The sequence below is a fragment of the Microscilla marina ATCC 23134 genome (genome assembly GCF_000169175.1).
Lineage (GTDB): Bacteria > Bacteroidota > Bacteroidia > Cytophagales > Microscillaceae > Microscilla > Microscilla marina.
The window spans coordinates 16,813-33,670 of the sequence record NZ_AAWS01000062.1 but is presented as its reverse complement, the minus strand read 5'-3'; the positions used below and the strand labels follow the sequence as shown (position 1 = coordinate 33,670).

The 16,858-nt window shown below is 37.0% G+C and carries 15 protein-coding genes; 2 read left to right on the top strand and 13 right to left on the bottom strand.

The features are described 5' to 3' along the window. Positions 1-109 precede the first annotated feature (109 nt). Positions 110-283 carry a hypothetical protein gene (locus M23134_RS41525; protein WP_157558769.1) on the top strand — a complete coding sequence of 58 codons (174 nt, stop codon included), beginning with the start codon at positions 110-112 and terminating at the stop codon, positions 281-283. Between the two features lie 75 nt (positions 284-358). Here M23134_RS41525 and M23134_RS32920 read toward each other — a convergent pair whose 3' ends face one another. From M23134_RS32920 to M23134_RS32875, 10 genes are all read right to left on the bottom strand, one after another. Next, positions 359-2,194 (bottom strand): SET domain-containing protein-lysine N-methyltransferase, encoded by a 1,836-nt coding sequence (locus tag M23134_RS32920; protein ID WP_002704238.1) that lies wholly within the window; start codon positions 2,192-2,194, stop codon positions 359-361. 329 nt (positions 2,195-2,523) lie between these two features. After that, entirely contained in the window at positions 2,524-3,645 is a 1,122-nt protein-coding gene (locus tag M23134_RS32915) for a mechanosensitive ion channel family protein (protein WP_002704236.1), read from the bottom strand. 744 nt (positions 3,646-4,389) lie between these two features. After that, on the bottom strand, positions 4,390-4,983 hold the full coding sequence (locus tag M23134_RS32910; RefSeq protein WP_045114819.1) for an NDR1/HIN1-like protein: 594 nt from the start codon (positions 4,981-4,983) through the stop codon (positions 4,390-4,392). Further along, entirely contained in the window at positions 4,980-5,504 is a 525-nt protein-coding gene (locus M23134_RS32905) for a GNAT family N-acetyltransferase (protein WP_002704234.1), read from the bottom strand. The genes M23134_RS32910 and M23134_RS32905 overlap by 4 nt, the downstream gene beginning before the upstream one ends. 38 nt (positions 5,505-5,542) lie before the next feature. Further along, positions 5,543-7,276: a DUF2326 domain-containing protein gene (locus tag M23134_RS32900; RefSeq protein WP_002704233.1), complete on the bottom strand. Its 1,734-nt coding sequence runs from the start codon at positions 7,274-7,276 to the stop codon at positions 5,543-5,545. Next, on the bottom strand, positions 7,273-7,515 hold the full coding sequence (locus tag M23134_RS42815) for an ABC-three component system middle component 6 (RefSeq protein WP_002704232.1): 243 nt from the start codon (positions 7,513-7,515) through the stop codon (positions 7,273-7,275). The genes M23134_RS32900 and M23134_RS42815 overlap by 4 nt, the downstream gene beginning before the upstream one ends. Further along, complete coding sequence (locus tag M23134_RS32890; RefSeq protein ID WP_002704231.1) at positions 7,512-8,492, bottom strand: SMEK domain-containing protein; 981 nt, start codon at positions 8,490-8,492, stop codon at positions 7,512-7,514. Before M23134_RS32890 ends, M23134_RS42815 begins: the two co-directional genes overlap by 4 nt. 3 nt (positions 8,493-8,495) lie before the next feature. Then, positions 8,496-8,681: a helix-turn-helix transcriptional regulator gene (locus M23134_RS32885; RefSeq protein ID WP_002704230.1), complete on the bottom strand. Its 186-nt coding sequence runs from the start codon at positions 8,679-8,681 to the stop codon at positions 8,496-8,498. Between the two features lie 94 nt (positions 8,682-8,775). Continuing rightward, on the bottom strand, positions 8,776-10,032 hold the full coding sequence (locus M23134_RS32880; RefSeq protein WP_198145126.1) for a WG repeat-containing protein: 1,257 nt from the start codon (positions 10,030-10,032) through the stop codon (positions 8,776-8,778). Then, positions 10,022-11,224: a WG repeat-containing protein gene (locus tag M23134_RS32875; protein WP_002704228.1), complete on the bottom strand. Its 1,203-nt coding sequence runs from the start codon at positions 11,222-11,224 to the stop codon at positions 10,022-10,024. Before M23134_RS32875 ends, M23134_RS32880 begins: the two co-directional genes overlap by 11 nt. Positions 11,225-11,433: 209 nt before the next feature. On the opposite strand from M23134_RS32875, the gene M23134_RS32870 reads away from it, so the two are divergent. Further along, positions 11,434-12,402, top strand: a complete 969-nt coding sequence (locus M23134_RS32870) for a DNA-methyltransferase (RefSeq protein WP_002704227.1) — start codon at positions 11,434-11,436, stop codon at positions 12,400-12,402. Positions 12,403-12,407: 5 nt separating this feature from the next. Here M23134_RS32870 and M23134_RS32865 read toward each other — a convergent pair whose 3' ends face one another. From M23134_RS32865 to M23134_RS39290, 3 genes are all read right to left on the bottom strand, one after another. Beyond that, positions 12,408-13,421 (bottom strand): adenylyltransferase/cytidyltransferase family protein, encoded by a 1,014-nt coding sequence (locus M23134_RS32865; RefSeq protein WP_002704226.1) that lies wholly within the window; start codon positions 13,419-13,421, stop codon positions 12,408-12,410. Between the two features lie 90 nt (positions 13,422-13,511). Then, positions 13,512-14,756, bottom strand: coding sequence for a P-loop NTPase family protein (locus tag M23134_RS32860; RefSeq protein ID WP_045114816.1), 1,245 nt, complete (start codon positions 14,754-14,756; stop codon positions 13,512-13,514). A 518-nt stretch (positions 14,757-15,274) separates the two neighbouring features. After that, entirely contained in the window at positions 15,275-16,756 is a 1,482-nt protein-coding gene (locus M23134_RS39290; RefSeq protein WP_002704222.1) for an OmpA family protein, read from the bottom strand. Positions 16,757-16,858 lie beyond the last annotated feature (102 nt).

Below are 16,858 nucleotides of genomic sequence, written 5' to 3'. Positions count from 1 at the left end.
CCAAAAGAAGACCATTCGTCCCAGTAATTGGGTGATTATCGGCATGAGGAGGGTTCAGGCAGTATATTTAACTAAAATAGTTATTTGAACCTTATAAATAGATAAAGATATGTCATTGATGTTTTTACAAGCCTGCACTCAGTCAAAAAACCAAGGTAACAACCAAGTAGAACCTTCCCAGGCAAAACAATCAAAACCCAGCAAGATGACTACAGCCAAAACTGATGAAGCTCCCCAAGAAAAAAAGATAGGTTTGGGCTTGGTGATGTTTCATTGTATGTAACCCTCGATGAACCATAAAAATGCCTCACCCTATATTTAATATGAGATGAGGCATATCATTATATTATTTGTGTTTTTATGCTTCCAGTTCCGCTACTTCTTGTACCTGCTTTTTGTCAAGCGCTAACAAATAAGGGGCTGCCCAAGGAGCGTAAGCATCTTTGGTGTGCTGAGGTAAGTCTTTCCATCCAGTAATACGAGTACGACACTCAGAAGCTCCGCATTGACATTGCGATGGAAAATAATCAATTTGATAATTACGCATCGCATAGTCAAGTGTTAGCTCTTCGCCTTGAGCAATAGGTTTGATAGCCACAATATCGTGCGCACCTGTTTCGTTTAAACGAATGCCGCAATTTGGAGCACAAGAGTGGTTTACTTTAGGAATGATCCCTTCGTGGATTGCCCAGGTATGTTCTCCCATTTGAGATGCATGTGAGTGGTTCCCTCCTAATAACTTGACTATTTGTCCTTTCATTACCACATCTTCAGATGTAAACGGTTTGGTAGCAATCACTCCCTCACCTTTATTACCCATTGGGCTTAACTCATACCCATCTTCTTCGAGCAGATTTAAAGGCACCTTGCCGTTGTTTAGCAAGTATGAGAAATACTCATAACGTTCTCCCAAAAAGTTTTGAGCTTTTTGAAGCATATTGTCCATTGTTAAGTTACAATTGTATTGCTTAAACAAGTCTGACCTTTCGAACAATGGAAAAACCAAAGTCATGGTTAAAACATAAAATAAGTCGTGATCCATCTTATAGGTTTGACGACGTGAACGAGACCATTCGTTGGTAATAGATGCCTGATGTTTTTTCAACAATACCCAGTGAGGAGCAAAACATTGCCATAAACGTTGACTAACAGCTTCTATTTCATCATAGGGAGCTTCGGGAAAGTAGCCTACCAATAACTCTGCTAAAGGATCAAACTTGAGCACATTATTGAGTGTATAATCATTGAGTACATCAGGATAACCAAATTTAGCCACCAAACGATACACTGCGGTTCCCAAGTCTCTAAGTACCTGGAGCGCTTGCAAAGGCTCAGGCACGTTTTTTAACTCCAATGTAGAGTCCAAGTCAGTTAAAAAAACCTCTTTACGAGCAAAATCATATTCAAAATTACTCCATTCAGAAGAGTATCTATACAAACCAGCTGCTGAGAAATCGTGTACTAATTTACCTATTTTTCTCGCCAATAAGTTAATAGTTTGCAATCTGGTCGTTTCTAACTCTGGTTGTCCGTTTACCCCTAACGAAGCACGTAATTTATCGTAGTAAGCATCAGCCTTGGCATCTTTCCCTCTGTGTACAGCTGCACCATATTGAATACAAGACAAACGCATACTGGTAGGTTCAGGTGATAAGTTTACTACCACTCCCATAGGCTTTCCTTTAAACTGGTATTTGTCTTCGTATTGCACTACCATTAATGGTATAGTAGAGGGTACCCCATGCTCTAACAGTATACGGGCACTGTTAAACTCTAGCAAAGCCCGTTCATGAAGAATTCCTCCAATAGGTGTAGCTGAACTATAAGCAATAGTGTACTCACCCTGCTGGTTGATTCCCATATGCGGAAAAGTAAGCATGCTATCAAGCGTATCAGTAGTAGGAGGAGTGGGGACTTCACTGTGCAAGTTTGCCAGCACTCCTGAATGAATTTTTCCTTCAGGGCGAGGGTTCCAAAACCCTACTCCTTTAATTTTAGCTGCTTTTAATTGCTGTTCAGGTACTGCCTCTGTACTTGCCTCTTGCGTTAATATATGCCAGGCTACTCGCCCAGGTTGTTCAAATGGTGGACACTCGTTCCACCCAATAAAAGATAAGATTTGCTGTTGTTCTTCTGTAGAAAGGTGAACCCCTTCAAATTGATGGGTGATTGTAAAGTTAGTTGTAGGTTTCATAAAATATCTAAATATTTATGTTTAAGTCCCCCCTTATTTCTTGATAAAGCTGTTAGAATATGTTTACAAATTAGTTGGTTGTCTTATTTTCAATAGTGAAACAGAACTCCGAACTTGATTCGGAGAATTTATAAACTTGCTTTCACTCGGTTATAATCTGGGCTAAAAAACAACTTTTAAATCCAAAGACAACACTTTAACTGCAGGAAACTTGCCTCCAAGTTCTGCGATGCCAGACATACTCTTACGTAAATCTCTACAAGAGAATAAGAGGTTAAAAAATTAAGTTCGTATTTGTTTTGTGATAGTGGTTTTGGACAAAGCGAGTTTTATAAGAAAAGGTTGGGGTCTTGTACCTCTTTTTCTATTTTAAGCTCTACTGGCATAGCCATCTTGATATTGTGCGCTTCAAACCGCTTCAATATTTCCATATTTACTTGAGTTTTACCCAGGCTGTATTTATCAAACTCTTTCCCTACTGTGGCAACATCTTCAGGTTTCCATACCTTCACAGCATACCAGTAGTCTATATCATGCGAATAATCTCCTATGCTATAGGTTGTCCAGGTATTCTTTTCGGTCACATCAAATTCACCTGGTATTTCTTTAAGTATCTTCATGGCTGTTTCAAGTTGCTGGTGGGTAGTATCATACCTGAGACGAATGGTACAATTAATAAAGTAGCGTCCTCTGGCATCCATGTTTTTGACCACACCATCGGTAAAGGTTTTATTAGGTATAGTAATACGCTCACCCCAAAAATTGGTAATGACAGAAGAGCGTAGTCCTATTTCGTCTACCCAACCATCTACTTTGCCTACAATGATGCGTTCGCCTACCTGAAAGGGGCGCTGTATAAAAATAGTGATTCCGCCAAATATATTAGCAATCGCATCTTTGGCTGCCAGAGCAAAGGCAATTCCCCCAATACCTAAACTTGCCAAAATAGCCCCTATGTTATACCCTGCATTGCTCAATCCTATAATAAATGCAAACACCCAGGCAAATAATTTTACCACTACTTTAAGAATCGGTAGCAGTTGTGTATCAAGCCCTTCTTTTCGTTTGAACAATCCCACCAAGTACCCTTCATGTATAGCGTTGTACACACGTACTATCATCCAGGCAATGGTGAGTGTAATACTGATATGATATAAACTATTGACAGCACTGAAAATAAAAGAAGATAAATTTAAAGCATTTAAGCTTGCACGAAATCCCATGAGCATAATGACCATGACCAAGGGTTTGGAAACACTATGGATGATCTTTGACTGACTTTCAGGCTCTAGGTGTTTAATGAACCTTGAAAGCCATTTTTTTAATAGCCAAGCAATAAGAAATGCTCCTAAAATAGTCGCTACAATAAACAAAGAAGTGAGTATCCATTGCTCAAGTGTATTTCCTAATACAACTTGTTGAAAAAACTTGCTGTTGAATATTTCTAACATTTTATTTTGATTGATTAGGTAAAGTATTATTAAGTTATTTATTGCACTGTACACTAATACTCTGAACATTACACAAGTAAGGGATTACGTGCACCTTTTACCCTAGCTTCTCTTACAAATTTTAAGATCACCAGATAAGTAAAATAATCCTGAGCTCATCTATTACTTAAATGATAGCATACTTATTTTCAAAAAATTGTAGGGTATGAAAAACCGGATAAATAAAGTAGCTTATAGTTTGGACATACCATTCCCTCCAACTCTTTGTATATTTTTGATGAAAGGTTGTGATAGCAAAGCTATTTTCTGCGATTAAAAATTTAACTGTGTGTCAGCTTCAATGGCTTGAACACTTCAAAAGCACCATTGAGAAAAGAAAGGTGATAACCAAGTAGTCAAACATGGCCTGTTATCAAAACATAAAAACTATGTCAGCTTATGCATACCAAAGTAATGAAATATTCATAAAGTCTCAAAACAAATAACCATTTTTTCAACCTTACCCACTACATTGATCTGTGCCTTGTTGTCCTTGCTTGGCTGAATGTCATGACTTGTTTTTTAACACACGATTTTTTAGTAAGGTCTACTATACTTATTTTGAAGTGTGTGCTTTAAGATTCCTGTGTATATCTACTACCTCTATACTTTTACAGATAGGACTACCCCACAGTAGATACTCAATTTCTACAACACTTGGTTTTCAATAAGTATCTACTATGAAGGCTAAAAATGGGGTGACTATTACTCAGAGGTATACTCTTTGGTAATTTTAATATAACCAGGGTAACGAATTGTTCCTCCTAATACCTTAAAAGAAGGCTTGGCTCTGATCTTAACCCTGGAGGCCGACGAACCAAAACCTGCCATATTAAAGGCAAACTTCAGCAATGCACTACGCGACTTGCCACGCATTGCTTTTTTCAGGTCGAGGTTTACTTTGAGCGGCAATATATTAGTGCCTTGGGCAGGAACCTCAAACCTTTGCTTGCTCTCCCCTTCTGCCATTTTCACATCATCTATATACAAAATCCACCTAAGCTCATTTAACCCTGCTGTTTTTTTATTAGGATTTTTCACCTCTATATTGGCAGTGAGGTTCATAGGTAAAGACGAGTTGCGGGCAAATGCCAACGTAATTCTTCCTGCATCCAACAAGTTAAGGTCAGTCAGGCTTTTTACTTGATCTATACGTACATTGGCAAGGCTTATATCTTGCAGCGATTCGAGTCTAAACTCGCATTTAGACAAAACTTTTCCTTGACGTATAGAGCGGCAAGAAGTGCTGATAGAAAGTAGGCTCAGCAGTATAAAGACGTAGAGTTTAGACGTTTTCATGTTAAATAATCTTTTTTTAGTAATTGATAGAAAACCACATTAGTTTGATAGTAATATGCTTTTTTTAGGAAAGTAAGTCCTGTTTTTTGTAAAATATATTGTGATTTGATATTGTCTTCGGACGCAATGCCTACAATTTTATCCAGAGATGCCTCAGTAAACCCATAATGCACCAGTGCTTGGCTTACCTCAGTAGCATACCCTTGCCCCCAATAGTCTTTGATTAAACGATAACCAATTTCAATCAAGTCCTGATTATCTAAGTGTTTGAGGCAAGCCCAACCCATCAATTGGTCACCTGCCTTGCGTACGACAGCCCACATGCCTAAGCCGGGGTATTTTGGGTAGTATTCGTTGATAAAATATACTGTACGTTTTTTTGAGTACTCATAGGTTTGGGGTTTACCATCAGTAATGTATTTCATTACTTCAGGGTCGCTATTCATTTGACATATAGGGTCAACATCGGCTTCGACAAACTCTCGTATATAACAACGCTTGGTTTCCAGTATTTTTTTCATTCCGATAGTACTTACTCATAATATTAAAAGTCAAAAACTTAAATTTGTGTGTAGTTGGTTTTCAAAAACTTATGATTTTTTGTGAATCGAGCTATGCGGTGAGAGTCAATATCTAGGTCTATTTGACTACTTATTTCAGGGTATTCTATTTTGTCTGTATTTATGGTAAGAATGTACTGAAAGTCACTGAATCGTTCTTCTTGTTCATTTAAAAAATTAAGAACCTTTATGGTAGTGTCTTGATCTACCTCCAAGATATTATCATGAATTAGAAACTTAAGGTGTTTCTCTCTTGTGGAAGAGTTAAACAATAGAGCCATGTCATACATAAATACCTTCATTTTATTTACACTATGGCTACCATCGTCAAAGACTCTCATTTCAAAATTGAATACTTCTTTGACATTACTTTTGTTTTTAACTGTTATTTCAAAGAAAGCCTTCTTATTGTCTAAAACCTTTTCATGTATGTTTAAAATTGTTTGGTTGAAATTATCTATGGTGTTTTTTATTTTTGAAATTTGATTGTCAAAATCTTCAATAATGGATGTCTTACTGGACACTAATCTCTTTTTTTCTTGATCTGCATTCTCGAGGTTTTCTACATTGAGTCGTAGGTCTAATAGGTGTTTATTTTTTTCATTAAGGGTACTAAGAGCAGTTTTTAAATCTTTCATTATCCCCTTCTTATCTAAAGGTGAGGCTGTTTGTGCATATAAATCATCTAACTCTCTCAACTTTTTAGTAACACCTGCTAGTTTTGATTTTAGATCAGAGTAACGTTCATTAATCAACATTTTTTGAAAGCTATCAATTTTATTTTTGAAGCTTTTTACTTCATCCAGAGACTTATTGATTATATCACCTAACCCACTTTTGAATTGATTGTATAAAATAGTAATATCAGTTTCAGTAATAATTTCGGGTTCAGGTAATGTCTCTATTTTTTTTATTTCATATTTGAGAGCATCTTGTTTAGAACGCAAATGATCTATTTCTCTTTGCAAGCGTATGAGATCATCTTGAATTGACTCAAAAGCATCTGCTGTTTTCAGTATTTCCACCTGATTCTCTAGTTTCTCAACTTTATCTTTGAGTCCATTCAAATCAGCTTTGGCATCACTTATTTTGCGGGTGCCATTGTTGGTGACTTGTTTTTTGAGTTCCTTCAGTAAACCTTTCTTTTCATCAATATTTTTTATGATTTCCTGCAATTCTTGATATTTATAAATATCTATACCAAATAGGTATAAATGTGGCTCATATAAATCCCTTTTTGATACTCTAAGGTTGGTGTCATAATAATTTATAATATCTTTAAACTCAGAGCCTTCATCTCTGATGAGTAATCCCACCATTTTTCTAAGAGAAGGTGTTTTTTTGTGGGTTTGATTTTGAAATATGATATGTTCTAAAAAAGAAACAGCATCTGCTATAGATGAAAACTGCGTTGTTTGTTGGTTTCTAACAATCTTTGGTTGATTATGTTCTTTTACTGATCTTATAATGGTAACAAGCTCTTCATTAATCCTGAGGTTCAAAAAAATTTCCGTATCCTTAGCAAGCACATTTGCTGGTATTTTACTGATACGACTTCTTTTAAAATCCTTGAATAAGCAGAATTGTATAAACTCTATTGACATGGATTTTCCTACTCCATTTGTCTTATTGCTATCTTCTGAGCGTTCACCCACAATAATGTTGATTCCCCAATCAAAACTAATAGGTTCAAATATTTCTGGTTGAGCGTATAGTTTCTCTAATTTAATCATACAATATAGATATAGGGTTCTTCAAAGTTAATTATGTCACAACTGTATAGAAACATGAGAGCAAAAACAATTTGACGATAGTGGGTTATCTTTTCTTTTTTTAATGCTTGAGTTAAATCAAATAGAGATATTTTATCTTTTCCCTTTTTTTTGAATTTCTTGAGTTCTTTCAATATTAAGTAACCAACATATACAGAAGAGCTTTTAATATTTTCATCTTTTGAAATTAGTCTATTCATGTCTGTTTAGAGTTGGGAAATATATTGCATTGTACTAATTCATTCAGTAGATAGAAGCGAATAGCCTCTCTATCATATTGTTCAGAGCTATCTATTTTGTTCCAAAGTATTTCATTAAATTCCTCAAGTGCTTGCTTGGGGTTATTATCATTTTTATTCAAAAGTTGGTTGCTTCTTATGTTTAAGTGGTTTGTTATTTTTACAGCTTTGATGCCATCCAAACCTGTGGTTTGTTTTGCATTATCTAATGCCCCAAAATAAGTTGGGTACAAAATGCTATATTCACTGATGATAAACTCTTTATGGTCAGAAAACCTCTTATAAATTTTATGTTTAGGGTCAATGATAAACTCTTCCTCTATTTCAATATAATTACCATCGCTACTCAAGTACTCGATTAAACGAATAATGGTTACTTCTTCTTTTGATTTTTTTTGCTTGGGCTGCAACAGTCTTTTTGGCGCAAGTTCATCTATTACAAGTTTGTGTATTTTAGAGAGTGCGTCAATACTGCAATCATTTATATCTTTCAATAAATCTTCTATCCCCCATATATCTGTTTTTTTGTCAAAAATAAACAAATTAGGGTTATAGTTTTTTTCAAAATCAGCTTTAGGAAAATTTTGCTTTGTTGTTATTACTAAAACAATCAGTCGTTCATAATCTTGATAGAGTTGCCCCTCCATAAACTTCTTTAATGTTTCATGAACTTTGTTTGACGAGCTATCTGATGTTATTTGTATGGCTACTTTAGCATTTTTGTCTCCTAAATCAATCGCAGCCGCATTTTTTGTTTGAGAATTAAGGTTTGTTAACTTCCAGTCATAAATGGTATTTAGCAAATCTCGATAAAAGTATTCTGCACCAGTATTGTAGCTGTAATCATTTAGCCCCTTGCTATTTTGGTGTATATTTACTCTATATACTGCGAGTTGATGACTGATTTGTTTAAGGTAATAATCTCTGTTGTGTGACATAATCTAAACATTTGGCGCTGTTAATCCTACAAAAAAGTCATTGAGTATTTTCCGATAGGCTTTTGATATTTTGAATTTGTTTCTTTCCCACTCCGAAATTCGTGGTTGAGCAACCTCTATTTTCTCCGCTAATTGCTTCTGAGTAAGCTTATTTTTAGCCCTTAATTTTTTTAGTTCTCTTCCTGACATCGTTTCGTTTTTTTATAAATATACGAAATCGTATATTTTGATACAAAAAAACAATCATTTGAAAAGTCAAATGATTGTTTTTTTGTTGTTTTATTTACCTGTCCTGATAATACTCATTCCCCTGCATATCTATATAAAACTCTTTATCCTTGAATCGCACCAATGCCAAACCTTGACTATAATCGTGGTACTCATAAAATATTTCACCAAAGCCCTCATATTTAAACTCTACAACGACCTTACCTTCACGGTTAATAAACCCCATTTTTCCTTTTTGCCATACTGGTGCAAACCCTACCTGAAACCCAGCCCGGTCAGAAATATTAAGCATGTCATAAAAATGTGCATGGGTATGGTACTCGTATTTAAATGGAATGACTGTCCTGCCTTTTTTATTGATAAACCCTACTTTATTGAGTTTAACTGCCAAGGCGATTCCTTCATTGAAATTAAACACTTGGTCATATTGAAAAGGAATGGCCAAGCCCCCACTCTTGTCTAAAAAACCCCACTTCTGCCCTTCCTGGTTTTTAGGGTCATACTTTTGCACTGCTACCAGGCCTTCCTTGAAATCATTGAAAGTATAGTATCCCAACGGAATCACTACTTGACCATCAGTACCTATAAAGCCTTGCTTCATTGCTTCTGCTGGAACCTTGCTATTGAGTCTTACTCTGGCAAGCCCTTCTGAGAAAGCAGCCGAAGAATAGTATTTCTCTTTCTTGAACAAAATTTTACCATCCAGATTAATATAACCATAGCCTTGGTCTTTACCGAGGTGCACCAATGCAACTCCTTTATTAAAACGGGTAGCATAATTAAAAGAAGGTTTGATGGTAAACTTACCTTGTTTGGCAATGTAACCATATTTGGCAATTGCACCAGGTTTGTCTATCCAGGGTAGCGCCATAAGGTTTTGACTAAAAACGTGACGTGATGCTTCGGGAAGTGGTATAGGAGGAGTTTTGATTTGAAAAGGGATGATGGTCTTGCCAGTTTTGTCTATAAAGCCCCCTACATTGCCCCAACCTTCTCGGTTTTGTTCTACATATATCCACCCCTTGTGTACACTGTGCGCCCAATCATATTTTATGGGTATTACTACCTTTCCCTTCATGTCAACAAATCCATACTTCTCGTCTTTATTACTTACCCTGGCAAGTCCTTCATAAAAAGGGCTGGCATTGGCATAGGTACAAGGGATAATAATTTTTCGGTTTTTATCGCAAAACCCCCATTGATTGCCTTTACGATAAGGAATAAGTTGGGGAAGCTTTTGGGCAAAGGTGGTGTAGGATGTCAAAAAAAGACTGAAAATGAGGGGTAAATAATTTTTCGCATTAATCTTCATAATATTCATTGCCTTGCATGTCTATATAAAACTGTTTTTCGCCCTGTTTGACTAAAGCCAAACCTTGACTGTAGTGATGGTATGGAAAAATCACGGCACCAAAACCATCGTATTTAAAATCAATCACCGTTTGTCCTTTACGATTGATAAAGCCCATTTTGTTTTGTTTCCAAACCACACAGTAATTGTTATGAAAACCAGTAAAACCTGGTACATGTGTTATATTGTAAAATTCACGGTTGAAGTCATACTGGAGCGGAATCACTACTTGGCCTTTACGGTTAATAAAGCCCACTTTTTTGTTTTTAACTACCAAAGCCAAGCCATTATTAAAGCTATAGGCAGCTTCATAAGTAAATGGAATCACTACTTGACCTTTTTTGTCCATAAATCCAGTTTTTTTTCCATTCGAAATACTCACCAGCCCCTCGCTAAAATCTTGAAAAGTATAATATTTAATAGGAATTATAACTTTACCAGAAGTATTGATAAACCCCATCAAATCATTTTTTCTCACCCTTGCTCTACCTTCTACAAAAGCTGATGCAGTATAATAATTATCTTTAAAAACTACCTTACCTTTTTTGTTAATGTATGCGTGTGTGCTATAGTTCTTAAGCTCAGTAGCTGCCAGTCCATTTTTAAACTGAGTAGCATAACCTAATGATGGTTGAATTACAAATTTACCGCTTTTGTTTATGTAACCATATTTGGTGTTATTAAATGGTTCAACTTTCCAAGGAATTGCCATCAACCCCTCACTAAAAAAATACCGCTCGCTTTCGGGCAATGGCACGGGAGGCGTTTCTAAACGAAAAGGCACTACTATTTTTCCTTGTTTATCAATAAACCCACCTACATTGCCCCACTTAGGGCTTTGTATTTCAGCATAAATCCAGCCATCGTGTACATTATGCACCCAATCGTATACAAATGGAATCACTACCTTCCCTTTTGAGTTGATAAACCCAAAATTCCTCTCTTTATTACTTACTCTGGCCAACCCTTCGGCAAAGGGGCTGGCGCTGGTATAAACACAGGGAATGATTACTTTTTTGTTTTTATTGCAAAAACCCCACTGATCACCTTTACGGTAAGGAATGAGTTTGGGTAGTTTTTGAGCGCTTACACTTAAATGTAATATTGACAAAAGCAGGATAAAGCATGCCAGGTAGGGGTGTTTATTTTTCATAAAAGTAAACTATCATTAGTTACAAAAGTTAAGCAAATTTATGTTATCACAACGCATACTAAAAAGGAATATTCTATGAATTAATAGGCTACAATAATTTACAATATATAAATTTGTGGTTTGGTCTGGTGTTTTATAACTTATCTGGAGTTTTATTTTGTCCTTTTTTTCTAAAACATTATACTTAACATAATTATGCTCTATCTATAATGCCCACTAATACTTATAAGATTTTTAATAAAGACTGTGTTGGTTTATCAGGGGTTGCTCCTCAAAGCATCGACGCATTGGTGACTGACCCACCTTATGGTATTGGTTTTCAGGCGCACGAATGGGACAAAAGTTTGCCCAACAAACAAATATGGTCAGATTGCCTGCGAGTGATGAAACCTGGTGCTTTTGGATTGGTATTTTCGGCGGTAAGGCTTATGCACAGACTCATGGTAGACTTAGAAGATAATGGATTTATAATCAAAGATGTCTTGTTTTGGGTCTACTTGAATGGTATGCCCAAAAGCCGTAATGTGGGACTCAATATTGATAAAAAACTAGGGGTAGACAGTAAAATAGTGGGTAAGTACACTTATATGCAAGGGTACAAAAAAGGTGGGGCAGACTCGTACACCAACCCACAACAAAAAAACAAGTACAAGCCCTCATCATCTTTGGGCAAAAAATACGATGGGGCAGGCTTAGGAATCAAACCAGCCTATGAGCCCATTATACTTATCCAAAAACCCTTAGAAAAAGGGCTGAATGTGGCTGAAAACGTGATTAAACACGGAACAGGTGCCTTAAACCTGGAAGAAACCCGCATACCGTTTGAAGATGGTGAAGGTGAAGTGGGGCACAATCCACACCCCAAGGGCAGGGTAGCAGCTAATATTATACGTACCGAAACTATGGACGATGGGTATGATAAGTTTTTTACTGTACCTAAGGTACGCCAACATGCCGATGACTACAATATACACCCTACGCTCAAGCCTGTATCATTGATGCAACACTTGGTCAAGCTACTTACCTTTGAGCAACAAACCGTGCTCGACCCATTTGCGGGGAGTGGCAGCACAGGGGTAGCAGCCTTAAACTTACAAAGAAACTTTACTGGGTTTGAACTCAGTCCTGACTATGCCAAAATAGCCCAAAAACGCCTCAAAGCTGTTCAGTTGCCCTAAACAACTTATTTTGGTAAATATTTTCTTCCCAACCCTTCTCTAATTCTTTCTAGGTTACGGATAGATGATGAACTGATATGTTCAAACTGTTGGTCACAATTGATAAATATAAGCTTAATGTCGGGTTTCATATCTTCCATAAACCTCAATTGGTTTACTTCATAGTCCAAGTCATCACCATTGCGTAACCCTCTAATGATCGTCATATCGGTGTCGGTTTCTTTGCTGCTGGCATAGTCAGTAAGTAAACCCGTAAAAGTCTCATACTGACGGTACTTGAGTACGCTGGAATCTTCTCCCATTTTATCATTATTGTGCTTTTCAGGATTGATGCCTTTGGCAATAATTACCTTGTCAAAGACTCTTTCGGCTTTCTGTAAAATATTAAAATGGCCATTATGAAAAGGATTAAACGACCCAGCATAAATACCAATTTTGGGTTTATGCTGCTCTACATACTCTATCAGGTTTTGCAGGTTATGTGCATTTTTAGGGTAGCGTTGGGCAAACTCTCTGAGCAACTTAAGTCTTCCTTGTTTATAAAACTTATAGTCAACCATTTGGTATTCCTTAAAAATCTGAAACTCCCATTTTTGTAACTCAGCAAAAGAACCGCTCTCTACAATGTACATATCCAAGGAACAGAATACTTCCGAAAGTTGACTTTTAGGCTCGTGATTTTTGGTATCCAGTATTATTTCCCGAACAATTTGTGCATCGGGATAACGTGCTGTAACCATTTTATCAAGCAGTTGGGCAGACTTTTCCTCATTATCGTTGGCAAGGGGTTCATACACTACATCATGAAAAAAAGCAGTTAATAATAAAATATGGCGTGCGTGGTCATTAATGCCGTCAAGTGCATATAACTTTTCTATTTCATCTATCAAAAACTTTAGGTGTGTTTCATTATGATAAAAGCGATGGGGAGACTGCCAATGCTGGGCAATTACATCTACTTGTTTGATGCCAAATAAGGCAAACAAAGATGCATACTTTTGATATAAACTTTCAGCCATGTTATTCATAAAGATTGGAACTGTAGCGCAATGTGCTTACAAAAAAACAAAAAGAACCCTAAGTATCAAAAATGCCCTTTGCCAAATTTATTATTTGGGTTGCTTACCTGAATGATGTTTTTCGTAATTGGCTATGAGTTTTTTAAGCTTTTCAATGCGTATTTGTGATTCGTTAGGAACTTTTTTTGATATTTTTATAAATAAATCACACTCTCTTGGCTCTACAGTTTCATTGTTTATTATTTGTACTTCTCCGTTGATTTGTTGCGCTATAAAATCCTTAATTTTGGGTATAAACTGTTGAGCAATGGTAATCAAAATATCGGGTTGCATAGTGTCTGGCGGGTGGTTAAAACTAATCTCAGCTTCGTCATTGCTCACCTCTTGCATAAAAGAAATCACATCGTCGTAAAAACGCATTTCTAGCTCTACTTCACTTTGTAACATCATCGTTACGGGAGAGCTTTCTATGGGGTAAACTGTTTGCTTTACTTCTTGGGTTGGTTCTTCTTGGGGTGGTTGGGCAAACTGTTGAAGCGTCAATTCAATACACTCTGTCACTGTTTGAGTAGCAGCCTGGTTCAGGTCAAAGCATAAAATATCCACACAAGCCTTACTAAACTCTGCGGGGTGCTGTGCTACAGTAATGTTGCTCATTGCCAGTACTTTGCCTAGAACAATTCCTGTTTTTACAGAGGTTTTACTTTGATGCTGAAGATGTTTTTTCACCTGCTCAAGTAGGTGAACAATTGCCTGGGCTGTTTGGGCATTTACTTTTGATTTTGCCTGAATGATAGCCGCAAGCGTAGTAGTATTAAAAGTAGGTAAAGCAATATTTGCCAGGCAACCTTCCAACAGTTGAGGGGAGATATTCCATTGTTCAAGCTCTTCGGTATTGCTGGTAAAAATAGCTGTAAACCTTGGGTGTAGTTGATGTATACTCATGCCGTTTGGCGCTTGTAGAGGAAAGTGTAATAAACTATCTTCTAGTATGGGTAACAAGTGCTGCCAGTCACTTGTACTTGCTCGCTGACAATCGTCAAAGATAAGTGTGTGCCCTTCTGCCATTGCTTGATATATCAAGGCAAGGGTAGTGTTATCAACAATTTGGCTTGATACTGATACTATGGGTTGTTGTAATAAGCAGGCCAGATAGCGTGTGTAGGTTGTTTTTCCTGTATTAGCTCCTCCTTTCAAGTGTACAAAAACTCCAGATTTGATGTAATCAATGCTTTTTTGCATTACCCACTCTATCTGTGGCGTATCAATCAAGTCAGGCGGAAAGCTCAACTTAGTGTTTTTTTGAGGGGTGTTTTCCTGTTGCTTTTCTGACATAGAGCAATTTACGAAACCTGAATGAAAAAATAAATTTATCCTAAAATAACTCTTAAGTGTCTTTTCAAATGAACTATTTCTATAGTTTTTTGCGCCTATTTTATCAAAAATACACTTTAGTATAAAAAAACAAATACTTAGTATAAACAGGGTAACAACTACTGCCACCAAGGGGTATTGTACATAGACAACATGATTAATTTTCAGATACAGAATAAAGAGGGTTTAAAGTTTATTAAGATGATAATAACCTGCCAAAGAATTTGGCAGGTTATTTTTTTTGTACCCAATTCAGGTAGCCGCTATTTTCATCATTATGTCCAGTACTTCACTTACGCACGCCGTACTGCTTTTAATTTTCAAAGATGAAACAGCAATCGGAGAATTTATAAACTCTCTAAAGCTTGGCTTAACGCATCTAATCCTGAAATTTCATGTAAACAAGCGCTTACAAACAACAAAAGCCTTGTAACTCAAGAGTTACAAGGCTTTTGTTGTTCAATACTTGTCCGACAATCTTACTGATTGGTTAGTTTCATATCTACCCTACGGTTTTTCTTACGCCCAGCCGCTGTTTTGTTATCAGCTATAGGTTTGGTTTCGCCAAAACCAGTGCTTTCTATTCTCGACTTGGCAATGCCTTTCTTAATCAAATAATCTGCTACTGCTTGCGCCCGATCTTTTGAAAGTTTCAGGTTAGCATCATCATCTCCCTGATTATCGGTATGACCTTCTAAGTAAATCTTGGTGGAGGCATACTTTTTCAATAACTCACTTAATTCATTTAATACAGGGAAAGACACTGGGTTAATAATCGCTTTTCCAGGAGCAAATAAGACCTTACTGGCACGTTCAAGTACTTCTGGGCAGCCTCGGTTATCTTTTACACCAGGTACATCAGGGCAGTTATCTACCTTATCAGGCACGCCATCTTTATCACGATCAGGGCAACCGTTAAACTCAGCAAGCCCAGCTTTCTTAGGACAGTCATCTTTTTTGTCAATGATTCCGTCCCCATCTGTATCTGGGCAACCATTATATTTGGTAGAACCTTTTACATCTGGGCAATCATCTTTTTTATCAGGAATTCCATCACCATCAGAGTCTGGACAACCTTTGAGTGTAACCAAACCTTTTACATCTGGGCAATCATCGTCTTTGTCAGGCACGCCATCTTTATCAGCATCTGGGCAACCTTTAAGGTTAATCTCCCCCTTGGTATTTGGACACTCATCGTCTTTATCAGCCACACCATCGTTGTCTTTATCTGGACAACCTTTGGTTTTTTTACCTCCTTTTACATCTGGGCAAAGATCTGCTTTATCTGGAATTCCATCCTTGTCACGGTCAGGGCAACCATCTGCACCGTCTCCACCAGCCTTGTTAGGGCAACGGTCTACCAAATCAGGTACTCCATCTTGGTCAGCATCAGGTAAACAACCAAATGCATCCACATCCAGGCGTAGTTTTACTGGCACCCTGGTATTGTTTTCAAGCGTAACAAAGAATTCAAAGTAAGGTCGAGGGTCAAGCTTCTTTTTCTTTTCATCTATTACCCCTACCAGCGAGTCTATTTTTAATATTTCAGTTTCTTTAGCAGCAATGTCTGCCTTTTTCTTTTTTCTGGCATCGCGTCCTTTTACCTTTTTTTTGTCTAGTCTGTATAGTTCACGCTTTTTTTTCCTTTTAGCATTTAATAATTCAGCACGTTCTTTTAATACAGACCCTAATTCATGCTTAAACTTCCCTTGCAGGTTTTTAGGCAAAGGTACCCACATTTTCTTTCCGTTGACCGTGATGTATGCTTCTCTCCCTTGCACACGTGTGTGTGTATCTGGGCATTTATCCTTTCCCCCTGATTCGGGTACACCATCTCCATCGCGATCGCCCCTGTAGGCCGCATACGTAGAGGGGGTTACTTGAGCCATAGTATCGGCAATGCCCAAAAACAGCACTCCTAATACAAAAACTAAGTATTTGAAGTTTTTTTCATAATTCATAAATCTGTATTTTTAAAGTTGGTGATCAATGTTTGGTAAAAAAATAAAGTAATCCAAAAGAAGACAGTACCTGTTTTTTGAAGAAGTACAGCAATCAGATAC

Excerpts from the sequence above, each read along its gene's own strand:
- M23134_RS41525 (WP_157558769.1), top strand. The coding sequence starts at position 110 with ATGTCATTGATGTTTTTACAAGCCTGCACTCAGTCAAAAAACCAAGGT.
- M23134_RS32920 (WP_002704238.1), bottom strand. The coding sequence starts at position 2,194 with ATGAAACCTACAACTAACTTTACAATCACCCATCAATTTGAAGGGGTT.
- M23134_RS32915 (WP_002704236.1), bottom strand. The coding sequence starts at position 3,645 with ATGTTAGAAATATTCAACAGCAAGTTTTTTCAACAAGTTGTATTAGGA.
- M23134_RS32910 (WP_045114819.1), bottom strand. The coding sequence starts at position 4,983 with ATGAAAACGTCTAAACTCTACGTCTTTATACTGCTGAGCCTACTTTCT.
- M23134_RS32905 (WP_002704234.1), bottom strand. The coding sequence starts at position 5,504 with ATGAAAAAAATACTGGAAACCAAGCGTTGTTATATACGAGAGTTTGTC.
- M23134_RS32900 (WP_002704233.1), bottom strand. The coding sequence starts at position 7,276 with ATGATTAAATTAGAGAAACTATACGCTCAACCAGAAATATTTGAACCT.
- M23134_RS42815 (WP_002704232.1), bottom strand. The coding sequence starts at position 7,515 with ATGAATAGACTAATTTCAAAAGATGAAAATATTAAAAGCTCTTCTGTA.
- M23134_RS32890 (WP_002704231.1), bottom strand. The coding sequence starts at position 8,492 with ATGTCACACAACAGAGATTATTACCTTAAACAAATCAGTCATCAACTC.
- M23134_RS32885 (WP_002704230.1), bottom strand. The coding sequence starts at position 8,681 with ATGTCAGGAAGAGAACTAAAAAAATTAAGGGCTAAAAATAAGCTTACT.
- M23134_RS32880 (WP_198145126.1), bottom strand. The coding sequence starts at position 10,032 with ATGAAGATTAATGCGAAAAATTATTTACCCCTCATTTTCAGTCTTTTT.
- M23134_RS32875 (WP_002704228.1), bottom strand. The coding sequence starts at position 11,224 with ATGAAAAATAAACACCCCTACCTGGCATGCTTTATCCTGCTTTTGTCA.
- M23134_RS32870 (WP_002704227.1), top strand. The coding sequence starts at position 11,434 with ATGCCCACTAATACTTATAAGATTTTTAATAAAGACTGTGTTGGTTTA.
- M23134_RS32865 (WP_002704226.1), bottom strand. The coding sequence starts at position 13,421 with ATGGCTGAAAGTTTATATCAAAAGTATGCATCTTTGTTTGCCTTATTT.
- M23134_RS32860 (WP_045114816.1), bottom strand. The coding sequence starts at position 14,756 with ATGTCAGAAAAGCAACAGGAAAACACCCCTCAAAAAAACACTAAGTTG.
- M23134_RS39290 (WP_002704222.1), bottom strand. The coding sequence starts at position 16,756 with ATGAATTATGAAAAAAACTTCAAATACTTAGTTTTTGTATTAGGAGTG.